General features: G+C 70.7%; 9 protein-coding genes. 5 read left to right on the forward strand and 4 right to left on the reverse strand.

Annotated elements, in window-relative coordinates:
• Positions 1–105 precede the first annotated feature (105 nt).
• The 3 genes from rhaI to ACIHCL_RS13200 all read left to right on the forward strand — a co-directional run bounded on the left by rhaI (position 106) and on the right by ACIHCL_RS13200 (position 4936).
• Positions 106–1272, forward strand: coding sequence for an L-rhamnose isomerase (rhaI, locus tag ACIHCL_RS13190; protein ID WP_399860730.1), 1167 nt, complete (start codon positions 106–108; stop codon positions 1270–1272).
• Between the two features lie 81 nt (positions 1273–1353).
• Positions 1354–3399: a bifunctional aldolase/short-chain dehydrogenase gene (locus tag ACIHCL_RS13195; RefSeq protein WP_399860732.1), complete on the forward strand. Its 2046-nt coding sequence runs from the start codon at positions 1354–1356 to the stop codon at positions 3397–3399.
• Between the two features lie 10 nt (positions 3400–3409).
• A complete protein-coding gene (locus tag ACIHCL_RS13200; RefSeq protein ID WP_399860735.1) occupies positions 3410–4936 on the forward strand; it encodes a rhamnulokinase family protein in 1527 nt (508 codons plus the stop codon).
• A gap of 493 nt (positions 4937–5429) precedes the next feature.
• Here ACIHCL_RS13200 and ACIHCL_RS13205 read toward each other — a convergent pair whose 3' ends face one another.
• Entirely contained in the window at positions 5430–6497 is a 1068-nt protein-coding gene (locus tag ACIHCL_RS13205; RefSeq protein ID WP_399860738.1) for an enoyl-CoA hydratase/isomerase family protein, read from the reverse strand.
• A 336-nt stretch (positions 6498–6833) separates the two neighbouring features.
• Between ACIHCL_RS13205 and ACIHCL_RS13210 the strand changes: the two genes are divergently transcribed.
• Complete coding sequence (locus ACIHCL_RS13210) at positions 6834–8987, forward strand: SpoIIE family protein phosphatase (protein ID WP_399860740.1); 2154 nt, start codon at positions 6834–6836, stop codon at positions 8985–8987.
• Between the two features lie 77 nt (positions 8988–9064).
• On the opposite strand, the gene ACIHCL_RS13215 is transcribed toward ACIHCL_RS13210, so the two are convergent.
• The 3 genes from ACIHCL_RS13215 to ACIHCL_RS13225 all read right to left on the reverse strand — a co-directional run bounded on the left by ACIHCL_RS13215 (position 9065) and on the right by ACIHCL_RS13225 (position 11925).
• Positions 9065–9553: a GNAT family N-acetyltransferase gene (locus ACIHCL_RS13215; RefSeq protein ID WP_399860742.1), complete on the reverse strand. Its 489-nt coding sequence runs from the start codon at positions 9551–9553 to the stop codon at positions 9065–9067.
• A 151-nt stretch (positions 9554–9704) separates the two neighbouring features.
• Complete coding sequence (locus ACIHCL_RS13220) at positions 9705–10118, reverse strand: roadblock/LC7 domain-containing protein (protein WP_399860745.1); 414 nt, start codon at positions 10116–10118, stop codon at positions 9705–9707.
• Positions 10119–10482: 364 nt separating this feature from the next.
• Complete coding sequence (locus ACIHCL_RS13225; RefSeq protein WP_399860747.1) at positions 10483–11925, reverse strand: LCP family protein; 1443 nt, start codon at positions 11923–11925, stop codon at positions 10483–10485.
• A 540-nt stretch (positions 11926–12465) separates the two neighbouring features.
• Here ACIHCL_RS13225 and ACIHCL_RS13230 point away from each other — a divergent pair.
• Positions 12466–13041, forward strand: coding sequence for a TerD family protein (locus ACIHCL_RS13230; RefSeq protein WP_399860750.1), 576 nt, complete (start codon positions 12466–12468; stop codon positions 13039–13041).
• The last annotated feature ends 129 nt before the right edge of the window (positions 13042–13170 follow it).

Below are 13170 nucleotides of genomic sequence, written 5' to 3' on the forward strand. Positions count from 1 at the left end.
CGCGCGTCGACGTTAGCGTTGGAGGAGGTGAAGTTAAACGATTCACATCACGTGATCACGGCGGCCTCGCGACGGTCGCCGGCCGACTCCGCCTGAGAGGTGTTCATGTCCGAGCTGTCCGCCGTCAAGGCAGCCCTGAAGTCCCAGGTGATCGAGACACCGTCATGGGGCTACGGGAACTCCGGCACCCGCTTCAAGGTGTTCGCCCAACCGGGGGTTCCTCGGGACCCGTTCGAGAAACTGGAGGACGCGTCCCAGGTTCACGCCCACACGGGTGTGGCCCCGAAGGTGTCCTTGCACATCCCCTGGGACAAGGTCGACGACTACCCGGCGCTGACCCGGCACGCCGCGGATCTCGGGCTGCGGATCGGTGCGATCAACTCCAACGTGTTCCAGGACGACGACTTCAAGCTGGGGTCGGTCACCCATCCCGACCCGAAGGTCCGGCGGAAGGCGACGGACCATCTCCTGGAATGCGTCGACATCATGGACGAGACAGGGTCGCCCGATCTCAAGCTCTGGTTCTCCGACGGTACGAACTATCCGGGGCAGGACGACATCGTCGGCCGCCAGGAACGGCTCGCCGAGGCGCTGGCCGAGGTGTACGGACGACTCGGCGCAGGCCGGCGGATGCTGCTGGAGTACAAGCTCTTCGAGCCCGCGTTCTACACGACGGACGTACCGGACTGGGGCACGGCGTACGCGCACTGTCTGGCGCTCGGCCCGAAGGCGCAGGTGGTCGTGGACACCGGGCACCACGCGCCGGGCACCAACATCGAATTCATCGTCGCGTTCCTGCTGCGTGCCGGGCGGCTGGGCGCGTTCGACCTCAACTCCCGGTTCTACGCGGACGACGACCTGATGGTCGGGGCCGCCGACCCGTTCCAGTTGTTCCGGATCATGCACGAGGTGGTCAAGAACGGCGGCCTGGAACCCCGTACGAACGTCAACTTCATGCTGGACCAGTGCCACAACATCGAGCCCAAGATCCCCGCCGTGATCCGGTCGGTCGCGAACGTGCAGGAGGCGACCGCCAAGGCGCTGCTGGTCGATGCGGACGCGCTGACCGCCGCGCAGTGCTCCGGTGACGTGCTCGCGGCGAACGGCGTCCTGATGGACGCGTACAACACCGATGTCCGCCCCCTGCTGGCGGAGGTCCGCGCGGAACTCGGTCTGCCCGAGGACCCGTTCGCCGCGTATCTGGCCTCGGGCCACCAGCAGCGGATCGCCGCCGCCCGGGTGGGAGGCGAGCAGGCCGGCTGGGGCGCCTGAGTTGCTTCCTCCCTCTGTGGGCCGCGCGGCTCCGGCGGGACCGCGCCGTCTCCTCCCCGCCCTCGATCTCGAAGGAATCCCATGACGTCCGCGACGCACGCCGAGGTCGCCGCGCTCCTGGAGCGCGCCCACCGGCTCGGCTCCGATCCCCGCAACACCAACTACGCAGGAGGCAACACGTCGGTCAAGGCGGCGGCCGTCGATCCGGTCACCGGCGGCTCAACGGAACTGCTCTGGGTGAAGGGGTCGGGGGGCGACCTCGGCACGCTCACCGAGGACGGTCTCGCCGTGCTGCGTCTGGACCGGGTGCGCGCGCTCAAGAACGTGTATCCCGGCGTGGAGCGCGAGGACGAGATGGTGGCCGCGTTCGACTACTGCCTCCACGGCAAGGGCGGTGCCGCCCCGTCCATCGACACGGCGATGCACGCGCTCGTCGAAGCGACCCATGTCGATCACCTCCACCCGGACTCGGGGATCGCCCTGGCCTGCTCCGCCGACGGCGAGAAACTCACGGCGGAGTGCTTCGGCGACAGGGTGGCCTGGGTCGGCTGGCGCAGGCCGGGGTTCCAGCTCGGCCTGGACATCGCCGCGGTCAAGGCCGCCCACCCCCAGGCCGTGGGCGTGATCCTGGGCGGTCACGGCATCACGGCCTGGGGCGAGACGTCCGAGGAGTGCGAGTACAACGCGCTCTGGTTGATCCGCACCGCCGAGGAGTTCCTCCGCGAACGCGGCAGGGCCGAACCGTTCGGCCCGGTGTGGGCGGGCCGGGAGGCCCTTGCCGAGAAGCCGCGCAGGGAACGTGCCGCCGCGCTCGCCCCGCTGGTCCGCGGCCTGGTCTCCACCGACCGGCCGCAGGTGGGGCACTTCACCGACACGCAGCCCGTGCTGGACTTCCTCTCCCGCGTGGAGCACCCGCGGCTCGCCGCTCTCGGCACCTCGTGCCCCGACCACTTCCTGCGCACGAAAGTCGCGCCGATGGTGCTCGACCTGCCCGCCGACGCCCCGCTGGACGAGGTGGCGGCCCGCCTGAAGGAGTTGCACGCGGAGTACCGGCAGGCGTACCGCGCCTACTACGAGCGGCACGCGGGCCCCGGCTCCCCCGCCATGCGCGGCGCCGACCCCGCGATCGTGCTGGTGCCCGGCGTCGGCATGTTCTCGTTCGGCAAGGACAAGCAGACCGCGCGGGTGGCCGGGGAGTTCTACCTCAACGCCATCGCTGTGATGCGCGGTGCCGAGGCAGTCTCCTCGTACACGCCGATCGAGGAGTCCGAGAAGTTCCGGATCGAGTACTGGGAGCTGGAGGAGGCGAAGCTGCGCCGGTTGCCCGCATCCGAGCCGCTGGCCGCCCGGGTCGCCCTGGTCACGGGTGCGGGCTCGGGCATCGGCAAGGCGGTCGCGCAACGGCTGGTCGCCGAGGGGGCCTGTGTGGTCGTCGCGGACATCGACGCGAAGAAGGCCGAGACGGTGGCGCGGGAGCTCGGCGGACCCGACGCCGCGGTCGCGGTACCGGTCGACGTGACGTCCGAGGAGCGGATCGCCGAGGCGTTCCGGGCCGCGGCGCTGGCGTTCGGCGGCGTTGACCTGGTCGTCAACAACGCCGGGATCTCCATCTCGAAGCCACTGCTCGAAACCACCGCCCGGGACTGGGATCTCCAGCACGCCATCATGGCGCGCGGGTCGTTCCTGGTGTCGCGGGAGGCCGCGCGGGTGATGCTGGAGCAGAACCTCGGCGGCGACATCGTCTACATCGCCTCGAAGAACGCGGTGTTCGCGGGGCCGAACAACATCGCGTACTCGGCCACCAAGGCCGATCAGGCCCACCAGGTGCGTCTGCTCGCCGCCGAACTGGGTGAGCACGGAATCCGGGTGAACGGGATCAACCCCGACGGGGTGGTGCGTGGTTCGGGAATCTTCGCGGGTGGCTGGGGCGCCCAGCGGGCGGCGACGTACGGCGTCGAGGAGGAGAGGCTCGGCGCGTTCTACGCGCAGCGCACGCTCCTCAAGCGCGAGGTGCTGCCGGAACACGTCGCGAACGCGGTCTTCGCACTGACCGGCGGGGACCTCACGCACACGACCGGCCTGCACGTTCCGGTCGACGCCGGTGTGGCCGCGGCCTTCCTGCGATGAGCCGGACGGGATGCCGATGTTTGTGAGGTCGTCCGCGCGGTCCGGGCGCGACGCGGTGTTCGCGGCTGTCGACCTTGGAGCCACCAGCGGCCGGGTGATCACCGGCCGGGTCGGGCCGGGATCGCTCGCGCTGACGGAGGCGCACCGCTTCCCCAACACCCCGGTCCGTCTTCCGGACGGGATGCGGTGGGACGTGCTCGCCCTGTACCAGGGGGTGCTGGACGGTCTGAGGACGGCCGGGCTCGCCGGACCGGTCGACTCGGTCGGCATCGACACCTGGGCCGTCGACTACGGCCTGCTCGACGCCGACGGATCGCTGCTGGGGCTGCCGTTCCACTACCGCGACGGCCGCACCACCGACGCCGTCGAGAAGGTGCTGTCCGTGTGCGGGAAGCGGGAGCTGTACGCGATCGGAGGTCTGCAACACCTGCTGTTCAACACGGTGTTCCAACTCGCCGCGCATCGTACGCGTGCTCAGTGGGGAGCAGCGCGCACGCTGCTGCTGATCCCCGACCTGCTGGTGCACTGGCTGACGGGCACGGTGGGCGCCGAGATCACCAACGCTTCGACCACCGGTCTCCTCGACGCGTCCGCGGGAACCTGGTCCGATGCGCTGATCGGCCGGCTGGGGCTGGAGCGTTCCCTGTTTCCGCCGCTGCGCGAACCGGGTTCCCCCGCGGGCGCCCTGTTGCCGCATGTCGCCGAGTACACCGGGCTCGGGCCCGGAACGCCGGTGACGACCGTCGCCTCCCACGACACGGCGTCCGCGGTCGCCGCCGTGCCCGCGACCGGGCCCGGATTCGCGTATGTGTCGTGCGGTACCTGGTCGTTGGCCGGGCTGGAGCTTTCGGCCCCGGTGCTCTCGGAGGAGTCCCGGGCCGCGAACTTCACCAATGAGCGCGGGGTGGACGGGACGGTGCGCTATCTGCGCAACATCATGGGCCTGTGGCTGCTGGAGGAGTGCCGCCGCGCCTGGGAGCGGCGGGGCGGATCTCCGGAACTGCCCGAACTGCTCGCCCGGGCGGCCGGGGCCCGGCCGTTCGCGGCGGTGATCGATCCCGACGACGAAGCGTTCCTCGCCCCGGGCGACATGCCCGCGCGAATCGACGCGCATCTCGCGCGGACCGGGCAGCGGCCGCCCGACGGCCCCGGCGGGTACGTGCGGTGCGTGCTGGAGAGCCTGGCGTTGGCGCACCGCAGGACGCTGCGCGGGGCAGCCGCTCTCGCGGGGGTCGAACCGGACCGGATCCACCTGGTCGGCGGGGGTTCGCGCAACGAACTGTTGTGCCAGTGGACCGCCGACGCCACGGGACTGCCCATCACGGCCGGTCCCGCCGAGGCCACCGCGCTGGGCAACGTCCTGATGCAGGCGCGGGCCCAGGGCATGGTGGGCGACCTGATGGAGATGCGGCGACTCGTCGCGCGGACACAGGAGCTGCGCCACTACACCCCGCAGGGGAATCAGCGGGCCTGGGACCGGGCCTCCGCGCGACTGGAACAGATCCGGACCGCCCCGGGCCGGTCCGAGCCGGTCTGAGTCGGCCCGAGCCGGTCTGTCCTGCTCCGCGTGGGGCCGGTCGTCCGGGGCGGACCGGCGCATGGGCGTCCGCAGGACCGGCCGGTCGGCGGGTCCTGCGGACGCCCCGGTTCTCGTCGGCCGGCACAGGACCCGCTGGCCGGAGCACGTACCGTTGGGTGACGGAAGTGCTCGCCGGACGCGGTCGGCTGGGGCGGCGTGGCGTGCGCAGGCTGCCCGAGACCTTCCCTAAGACGCGCGGCACGCGGGCGAGTCCGGCGACGCGAGCCGGTCCGCACAGCCGAAGGCGGGCATGTCGCCGCCGAGGGCCTCAGGGCGGTGGCCGATCTGCTCGGCGTGCCCGTGCGCGTCGTCACCGGACCCGGACGGCTCCGAGGCGGTCGACGGCCCTCCGAGCCGTGCTCCTGCGCCGATCCGGGGCCGATACCCCTTCGAGGATGTGCGGCTCGCTCTGTCCTGCCTGGCCTTCCCGCGGGCTCCTTGTGCGGGCCGCCTAAGGCCGGGAGGCGGGGTCCAGGCCCAGTTCCCGGTCACCCAGCGAGACGAAGAACCGTGCGACATCGTCGTCGGTGACCTCGGCCAGGGACGCCGGGTTCCACCGGGGGCGGCGGTCCTTGTCGATGATCTGGGCCCGTACGCCCTCCACCAGGTCGGGCCGGGTGAAGGCGACGCACGACGTGCGGTACTCCTGGTCGAGCACCGCCTCCAGGCTGCCGAGCCGACGGGCCCTGCGCAGCGCGGAGAGGGTCACCTTGAGCGCGGTGGGCGACTTGGCGAGGATCGCACCCGCGGCCTGCTTGGCGGCGGTGACACCACTGCTGTCGAGCCGGTCGAGGATCTCCTCGACCGAATCCGCGCGGTAGCAGGTGTCGATCCACTCGCGGTGCTCAGCCAGTTCGCCCTCCGGCGCCGAGGCCGCGTGGGCTCGCACCACCTCGTCGATCTCGGCGGGCGTGCGGCAGTCGGCGAGGGCCGCGGTGAGGGCGCCGAGGCTCCGTGCCGGTACGAAGTGGTCGGCGAGACCGCACAGGAGGGCGTCGCTCGCTCCCACCGCGTCCGCCGTGAGCGCCAGGTGGGTGCCGAGTTCGCCGGGGGCGGCTGCCAGCAGATGCGTTCCGCCCACGTCGGGAACGAATCCGATACCGGTCTCGGGCATGGCGACGCGCGAGCGTTCGGTGACGATCCGGACATCGCCATGGGCGGAGACCCCGACGCCGCCGCCCATCACGATCCCGTCCATGATCGCCACGTAGGGCTTGGGATACCGGGCGATGCGGGCGTTGAGCCGGTATTCGTCGCGCCAGAACGCCGGCGACGCGGTGCCGCCCGCACTGGCGTCGTCGTGAATGGAGCGGATGTCGCCGCCCGCGCAGAGGCCCCGCTCCCCCGTGCCGCGGATCAGCACCGCCGTGATGGTGTCATCGTGCTCCGCTTCGGCGAGTGCTTCGCCAATGCGCAGCACCATGGGGTGGTTGAGCGCGTTGAGCGCCCGCGGGCGGTTGAGCGTGATGTGCCGGACGTGTCCCTCGGTGTGTGTCAGGACAGGGTCGTCATGGTTCATGGATGCGCTCCGGTCAGCCCCTGGTGCCGCATCGTCCGCCGCACGCGGACGATCTTCCACCGCTCATTGTCCGGGGTTGGTTCCGGGCCCCGGACGGCAGGGGTCCCGGACCCTCAGCCCACCGTCGGCCGCGGGCCGCCCGGGGCTCGTACAGCCCGGGACGCGGACGGGCTGCGCCGAGGAGCGGCCCCGGCCGCAGATCCGGCGGGGGCCACGACCGGTCCATCGTCCGCCTCCGGTCCGCTGTGGCGGCCTTCCACCACCCGCTCGACAATTGAAGGCACCCGTACGGGCGGCGCTGCCCGTCAGTCCCGCCGGACGACCTCCGGAGCAGGAATGACCGACCACGACCGGCCACCGAGCACCCCTGCCGCCCCCCGCCGACTGATCGACCAGCCGCACGGCCGCGGACCTGCGACGGCGGATACGCTCCCGATGAGCCGGGCGGGCAGTTTCGAATGGGATCTGGACACCGGCACGCTCGACATCGACGAGGTCGGCCTGGTGGTCCTCGGTCTGGACCCGTTGTCGTTCGACTCCCGGCCGGAATCGGTGGTGAAACGGCTCGCCCCCTCGGAACGAACCCGGATCGACGAGGCGATCGACGACGCTGTCGTCGAGGGGCGCAGTTCGTTCAGCGTCCGTCTGCGAATCCCGCTGGGCGACGGTGAGGACCAGTGGACGCATGTCCAGGGGCGTATTCTGCGCGACGACGACCGGGTACACCGCGTCGTCGGAGTGGTGCGGGACGCGACGGTGGAGGCCAGCCACTCGGCGTTCCTGCTGGACCTGGAGAATCGGTTGCAGCGCCAGACCAGCATTGTTGAACGCACGACGAGCGCACTGTCACATGCGGTGACCGTGGACGACGTGACCGCGGCGCTCACGGGGCCGGGCGGCCTGGCACGGCTCGGCGCGGACGGTCTCGCACTGGGCATGGTGGAGAACACCGAGCTGAACATCATCGCGCTCAGCGGCTGCGCCCTGGAGGCGATCGCGGAACTCGGCACCGATGGTGAGCCGGACCGGAGTCTTCCGCTGGCCGACGCGGTGGTCAGCGGCCGTCCCCGGTTTCTGACCTCGGTCTCGGCGCTGGTCCGCCGCTATCCCGCGGTGGCCCCGTACGCGGAGCGGCTGAGATTCCGCGCGGCCGCCTATCTGCCGCTCGTCGCCCAGGCGCGGTCCGTGGGTTCTCTGGCGCTCTACTACCTCGAACCCACGCCCTTCGACGCGGAGGAGCGCAACCTGTGCCTGGGGCTGGCCGCCATCGTGGCGCAGTCCCTGCAGAGGGCGAAGCTCTTCGACGAGGAACGTGAGTTCGCCACCGACCTCCAGGCGGCCATGCTGCCCCGGCGCATCCAGGAGATCGAGGGCGGCGAGATCGCCGTGCGCTACCACGCCGCCTGGAGCGGACGGCAGGTCGGTGGCGACTGGTACGACGTGATCGCCCTGCCCAGGAGCCGGTTCGGGATCGTGGTGGGCGACGTGCAGGGCCATGACACGCACGCGGCCGCCATCATGGGGCAGTTGCGCATCGCGCTCCGTGCGTACGCGGCCGAAGGGCATGCGCCCTCGACGGTGCTCGCCCGAGCCTCGCGCTTCCTCGCCGAGTTGGACACGGAACGCTTCGCGACCTGCACGTACGCCCAGGTGGATCTGGCTTCGGGAACCGTGCGCGTGGTACGCGCGGGGCATTTCGGCCCGCTGGTCCGGCATGCGGACAACCGGGTCGGCAGCCCACAGGTGCGCGGCGGTCTGCCGTTGGGCATCTCGTCCCTTTTCGGGGACGACGAGTACCCGGAGACCCGTCTCGATCTGGTGCCGGGCGAGACGCTCGTCCTCTACACCGATGGGCTGGTGGAGGAACCCGGGGCCGATGTCGACGTGGGTGTGCGGGCCCTGATCCATGAGGTGAGCACGGGCCCCCAGGGGGCCGAGGCGCTGGCGGACCATCTGTCGGGCCGGCTCTGGGAGCGCTGGGGATCGGCGGACGATGTCGCCCTGCTGGTGCTGCGGCGCAGTCCGGACCCGGGATCGCCGCAGGCCCCGCGGTTGCACGAGTACATCCACCAGGCGGACCCGGAAGGGCTGTCCGACGCCCGCACCATGGTGCGTCAGGCCCTGAACGACTGGGGCATGGCCGAATGGGCGGACGACGCCGAGCTGATGACCGGCGAACTGCTGGTGAACGTGCTGCTGCATACCGAGGGCGGGGCCGTGCTGACGCTGGAGGTGCTGCCGGAACCCGTCCGCCGGATCCGGCTGTCGGTTCAGGACCGTTCCAGCGTATGGCCCCGGCGCCGCAGCCCGGGTGAGACCGCGACATCCGGGCGGGGGCTGCTGCTCCTGGACGCCGTCGCCGCCCGTTGGGGCGTCGAACCGCGGGGTGAGGGCAAGGCGGTCTGGTGCGAGATCGGTCCCTCGAAGCCGCCCGGCTCCCTCCGGAAGCGTCCCCGGCGCGGGCGTGACGGCAGGCCGCGGACGTGGTGACAGGAGAAGGCGCGGGGAGAGGCACGAGGACGGATCCCGCGGCCCGTTCGGAGGGGGCGGCGCCACATCGACGGGCGTCAGAGGCGGCAGTACATGTTGTGCAGTCCGACGAACCCGTGTACGGGATGCTTGAACCCCTCCGGCAGGGTGCCGAGGATCTCGAATCCGAGCGAGCGGTAGAGCCTGACGGCGTGGATGTTCGTCTCCACCACCGCATTGAACTGCATCGCCCGGAAGCCCGAAGCGCGGGCCCAGTCCAGCGTGTGAGTGCACAGTGCCCGGCCCACGCCCCGTCCGGAGTACCGGGGGTCGACCATGTAACTGGCACTGGCGATGTGCGAGCCGTTGCCCATGTGGTTGTTGTTCATCTTGGCCGTGCCGAGGATCGTCCCGTCGGCGCCGACCGCGACGACCGTGCGATTCGGATGGACGAGCAGCCACCACGAGCGGGCTTCGTCCTCGCCGAGGTCGAGCGGATAGGTGAAGGTCTCCCCCGCGGTCACGATCTCGCGGAAGAACCGCCAGATGGCGGGCCAGTCCTCGTCGGTGGCTTCTCTGATCAGCATCAGACCACCCTGCCGATTCCTGGCCCGGAACACGAGTGAATTCACGGTGGCGGTGCCGTCATGACGTTTCCGCCTTCCGGCCGGCAACTCTCTACGAGCAGAGGAGACCGGAGACGGCGCATCCGCCGGACCTGCGAAAACTCCCCGCAGGTCAGAACCTGTCGTCCTCCTCGTCCCCCGTCTGACGATCGGCGACACCGAGATGTTCGCCGACCCTGTTGACGAGCAAGGTCATCTCGTAGGCGACCTGGCCCACGTCGGCGTCGGCGGCGCTCAGCACGCACAGGCAACTGCCCTCGCCCGCGGCCGTCACGAACAACAGCGCCTCGTCGAACTCCACCATGGTCTGCCGGGGCCTCCCGGCGCGGAAGTGCCGCCCCGAACCGCGGGCGAGGCTGTGGAGACCCGACGAGACCGCGGCGAGATGTTCCGCGTCCTCACGCGTCAGTCCCGTACTCGCTCCGGTCACGAGCCCGTCGTTCGACAGCACCAGTGCGTGCCGTATGTGCCCGACCCTGTTCGTCAGATCGTCAAGGAGCCAGTCGAGTTCCTTGTCCAGCGCCATCAGGCCGTTCCTCCCCGCTCATGCGTTCCCCGTGCCCCACGTTTCGCGTAAGCCTTCCGTACTGGTCACGAACGGGCAAGCACCCCTCGGTCATGTGGCCGGGTCCAGGCCCTTCCACGCCCTGGTGACCGCGGCGGGCCCGGCTCACCGAGGCCGCGGAGCGATCCGCGCGGAGCATCCGACCGGCCGGCACCATCGGCCGCCCCGTCCGTCTCAGCCGAGCCCCCTCGCCCCCTCGCGAACCGCTCCCCCCGTGCCGGGCATGGTCGGGTCCAACTCGGCCCCGTCTCCAGCGCGGTCGGCATGTGCTGCGCGCAGGCGCCGAGCCCGGCGTACCCGGCCGGGCTCCGCTCCGTACACCGGCTCATCCGTACGAGAGGTCGGCACAAGGGTCGTCATCGGCCGAACGGGCCTCTTCGGCGACCGCGGCAGGCACCGCGCCGGGGGGCTCGGCACTTGGCTCGGCCGCCGGGGCCGGAACGTAGGAGCTGCCCAGGACCACGCGGATTCCGGCGGTCTCGGAGGCGGTCGCCCTGGCTCCGGGCAGCAGCCGGGCGGTCGCCTCGGCCTCGGTCCGCAGACCCGGTCCGTATTCGACGACGGTGAAGACGTGGTCTTGGCGGCTCGCCGTGGCCGTTGCGGTGACCGTGAACCCCCGGGAGCGCAGGAGTTCGCTCGCCCGGCCCGCGAGGCCGGTGACCGTGGTGCCGTTGTAGACGGCGACGCTGATGTCCTTCCCCGGCAGCTCCTTCTCCGGCAGCGGGTCGGCGGTCCCGGGCCGGTCGGCGTCGCCGTCCGGCCGGTCGTGCCCGGCGGTCCGCCCGCCGCCGGCGTCCTTGCCTTCGATGGTGCGGTCGGCCTTCAACGCCGCCCAGAGCGCGTCGGCGTCGGATTCGACGATCGCGACGCGCGCCCCTTCGTAGCGCCACGGGACGGTGACGAACTTGGTGTTGTGCAGGTCGATGTCCTTCATCGACATGGCGAACGAGAGCAGCCGGTCCGCCGACCCGAGTCCGGGGTCGACGGTCAACGCGTCGGTGGCCGCGTCGGCGAGGGGCAGCAGTGCGCTCGGGTTCATGCCCCGCGCCTTGACCTTCTTGATGAGCGCGGCGACGAATGCCTGCTGGCGTTTGATGCGCCCCAGGTCCGAGCCGTCGCCGATGCCGTGCCGCAGCCGGACGTAGTCGAGTGCCCGCTGCCCGGAGACGGTCTGCGGGCCCTTCGTGAAGATCCGCGCGCCACGGGTGGGCAGTTTGGGGCTGAGGTCGCGTTGATGGATGTCGTGGGGAAGGCAGACCGGCACGCCTCCGACCGCCGAGGTCAGTGCGGCGAACCCGGCGAAGTCGACGACGACGGTGTGGTCGACGCGGAGTCCGGTGAGGTGTTCCACGGTGTTCTGGGTGCAGGCCGGATTGCCCTTGGCCGTCTCCCCCACCGAGAACGCCGCGTTGAACATGGCGTCGTGCCGCGGAGCCGTCCACTGGCCTCCCGGGAGTTTGCAGGCCGGGATGTCGACGAGGGAGTCCCGGGGGATCGATACGGCGACGGCGTGCTTGCGGTCGCCGTACACGTGAAGGAGGAAGGCGGTGTCCGACCGTCCCACCGTGCCCGTGCCGCCGCCGAGTTGGCTGTTGCTCCCCGCCCGCGAGTCCGATCCGATGACCAGGACGTTCTGCCCCAGCGACGCGCCGGGCGGCCGGTCTCCGGAGATCCCGTCCGCGCTGAAGGTGTCGATGCCGCCGTTGAGCTTCAGGTACACCCACCCGGTGCCCGAGACGAGCAGCACGAGAAAGGACAGTCCGGTCACGATCGTCCGCCTCAGACGGCCGCCCCGCGTCCTGTCCGTCGCCGCCCTGCCACGTGTTGTCATCGGCCACCCCGTCCGTCCGGTCCAGAGAGCGAGGACCCGGCTTCCGTCCGGGAAGACGCGCCCCACCTCTCTGTGGTTTCACAGTTGCGCAATGCAGCGAGTGCCGTTGTTCGAACGGAGCACCGGACCTGCCCACAGCCGACCACAAGCACTTCCCAGGAACGTCGAACGCAAACACCGACCGAAACACCATAGGGACTTGTGATGAGTACATGCCGCACGACGATCGGCATGTCTCGCACCGGTCGGCCGTGACGGTCGTGATGCGCCCACCGATCGACCGGTGGCGTCCCGGAGAGCCGCATGCCCGACTCGCGCGCGGAGGCCGACGGAACGACATGCACGCCCACCCCGCGCCTCACTTCAGGAATTGCGCAATTATGGGAACCAAGGGCTCGTCATCGGCGTTCACCCTGGTGACGACCGAAGAGCGCTGATCATCGGATCGCCGAAGCGCTGTATCACTGGAGGATGTTCATGGGTGTGAGCCTGGCCAAGGGCGGCAACGTCTCCTTGTCGAAGGAGGCGCCCGGCCTGACCGCCGTGACGGTCGGTCTGGGCTGGGACGTGCGGACGACGACGGGCGCGGACCATGACCTGGACGCAAGCGCCCTGTTGTGCTCGCAGACCGGAAAGGTCCTCTCCGACCTGCACTTCGTCTTCTACAACAACCTCACGAGCCCCGATGGTTCGGTCCAGCACACCGGTGACAACCTGACCGGCGAGGGCGAGGGCGACGACGAGTCCATCAATGTGGACCTCACCGCCGTTCCCGCAGAAGTCGCCAAGATCGTTTTCCCGGTCTCCATCCACGATGCCCAGAGCCGCGGGCAGAGCTTCGGTCAGGTCCGCAACGCCTTCATCCGTGTGGTGAACCGGGCGAACGGCGTGGAGCTCGCCCGTTACGACCTCAGCGAGGACGCCTCGACCGAGACCGCCATGGTCTTCGGCGAGCTCTACCGGCACGGCACGGAGTGGAAGTTCCGGGCGGTCGGCCAGGGCTACGCGTCCGGGCTTGCCGGAATCGCGGCCGACTACGGCGTCAACGTCTGATCCCGCGGACCGGTCTCCCCCGGTCGAACCGGCGGCGGCCGGCCAAAGGCGTGGCTGCGCGGCGTCCGGCGCGTGCGATCGCGAGGCGCGGAGTCGTCCTCGTACCGGACGTACGAGGACGACTCCACG

This window comes from Streptomyces sp. NPDC052042 (genome assembly GCF_044548345.1).
In the GTDB taxonomy this organism is placed as follows: Bacteria; Actinomycetota; Actinomycetes; order Streptomycetales; family Streptomycetaceae; genus Streptomyces.

Bases quoted from the DNA above. Each gene is read 5' to 3' on its own strand.
- rhaI (WP_399860730.1), top strand. From the start codon at position 106: ATGTCCGAGCTGTCCGCCGTCAAGGCAGCCCTGAAGTCCCAGGTGATC.
- ACIHCL_RS13195 (WP_399860732.1), top strand. From the start codon at position 1,354: ATGACGTCCGCGACGCACGCCGAGGTCGCCGCGCTCCTGGAGCGCGCC.
- ACIHCL_RS13200 (WP_399860735.1), top strand. From the start codon at position 3,410: ATGCCGATGTTTGTGAGGTCGTCCGCGCGGTCCGGGCGCGACGCGGTG.
- ACIHCL_RS13205 (WP_399860738.1), bottom strand. From the start codon at position 6,497: ATGAACCATGACGACCCTGTCCTGACACACACCGAGGGACACGTCCGG.
- ACIHCL_RS13210 (WP_399860740.1), top strand. From the start codon at position 6,834: ATGACCGACCACGACCGGCCACCGAGCACCCCTGCCGCCCCCCGCCGA.
- ACIHCL_RS13215 (WP_399860742.1), bottom strand. From the start codon at position 9,553: ATGCTGATCAGAGAAGCCACCGACGAGGACTGGCCCGCCATCTGGCGG.
- ACIHCL_RS13220 (WP_399860745.1), bottom strand. From the start codon at position 10,118: ATGGCGCTGGACAAGGAACTCGACTGGCTCCTTGACGATCTGACGAAC.
- ACIHCL_RS13230 (WP_399860750.1), top strand. From the start codon at position 12,466: ATGGGTGTGAGCCTGGCCAAGGGCGGCAACGTCTCCTTGTCGAAGGAG.